Here is a 1,575-nt window from a genome sequence, read left to right on the forward strand (position 1 = left end):
CACCCATTAGAAAGTTCCGGTCAAGCAGGCAGCTGTGTTTTCTTGATCTTTTTATTCAAAAAACCAAGTGTTGTTACTTTTTAAACTCACTTTAAATTTGGCTATACACCTAGTCATGACGTCGATTGGTGTGAATATGCACCAGTCACCCATATGAATTTAGGCGGTTTAATTAAGCATCTTTGATGATTAATTAAGGCCCTTGGCTTTCGCCTCAGTCATCGTTTAGTACCAATATCAGTCCAGTTTCTGGCTGTGTTTACACACTGCGCTGTAACAAGTCTGTGGTTTATGCTTACACATAACCAACCCTTTGTGGCTCAAACATTGGGCATATCCAGTATTTAAAATATGAGCGGTTAACGTGCAGGCTCAATCAAATCTAATGGTTTTACCAACCCCATTACTAGCTCAACACGTTAACCTAATTTGTTTTATAGACGCTAAGCAAAAGCCTTGTGTTCATCGAATGGTACATTGTCTTTAAGCACGTGATAACACGCTCTTGCAAGCTTATGCGCAACTGTTTTAATAGCGACTACCTTGTTTGTTTTAGCCAGCTTTCGTTGATAATATTTTTTAACTGTCGGGTTATAACGAATTGCAAAGTTAGCGGCCTCAGTAAACGCCCACGCTAAGTATCGATTGCCATTTTTTTGGTTTGTAGCGCCTTTCTTCTTTCCATTGCTGTATCTTGCACCTTTAACACAGCGACAATACGAGGAAAAATTACCTGGACTATCAAAACGTTTAATTGTGCCTGTCTCTAACATAATGGTCAGTGCTAGCGTATTCCCAATCCCATCGATACTGGTTAGGTTTATAAATTCAGGGGAGAGCGATGTTTGTTGTAATATAGCGCTCTCTATTGCATTAATTTGCTGTTGAGCACAGCGTATCAATGTGAGGTTAGAAATGACCGACAGTGCTGTATTTGTTGAGCTGAAATCCGAGTGTACTTGCTCAACATCAACGCCTTTTCTGATAGCAGCCATTTGCTTTATTTTGTTGCTACTGAGCTTATAACCAAGATGACGCATGTAACAACTTTGCACGGATAATAAGTTTTTAGTGGACTGTTGAACAATGTCCATTCGTTTACGCATTAAGTCGCGAACAGCCCTGAGCTCTCGAGGATAAATGTAGCCTTCTGGCAGGATGTTTAGACGTAGCATTTCAGCCAACCAGCGTGCATCACTATGGTCATCAGCATGTTTTAAGCCTGAATATTGTTGAATTGCAGCGGGGTTCGCTAAGTGGAGTTTAAATTCTGCATCCATTAATCCATCAACTAACCAATACCAATTAAAAGTTGACTCAACAACAAGCCCTGTTAAGTTGTCTTTATAAGGGGTTAGAAAAGATAAAATGACAGACATGTCATTATTTAAACGCTTAACGGTAAGCGTTTCACCTTGTTCATTAATGATAGCAATAACACTATTATTTGAATGCAAGTCAATTCCACCATATAGTTTCATACCAAGCTCCTCGGATTCAGTTTATGTTTTGGTCAACACAACTGTATCGAAAAACTCGAGGAGCTTTCTATATGATTATCAAATCTTGACTTCA

Annotated in this window: 1 protein-coding gene; it reads right to left on the reverse strand. The window is 39.2% G+C overall.

The genetic code is table 11. The annotated features are described in order from the left end of the window. Positions 1–443 precede the first annotated feature (443 nt). The gene (locus PSR9079_RS23320) at positions 444–1,481 is read right to left on the reverse strand and encodes an IS110 family RNA-guided transposase (RefSeq protein WP_149983449.1); all 1,038 of its coding nucleotides are present in this window, start codon (positions 1,479–1,481) and stop codon (positions 444–446) included. Between the last annotated feature and the right edge of the window lie 94 nt (positions 1,482–1,575).

The organism is Pseudoalteromonas rhizosphaerae (assembly GCF_902498845.1).
GTDB lineage: Bacteria > Pseudomonadota > Gammaproteobacteria > Enterobacterales > Alteromonadaceae > Pseudoalteromonas > Pseudoalteromonas rhizosphaerae.

Bases quoted from the DNA above. Each gene is read 5' to 3' on its own strand.
- PSR9079_RS23320 (WP_149983449.1), bottom strand. From the start codon at position 1,481: ATGAAACTATATGGTGGAATTGACTTGCATTCAAATAATAGTGTTATT.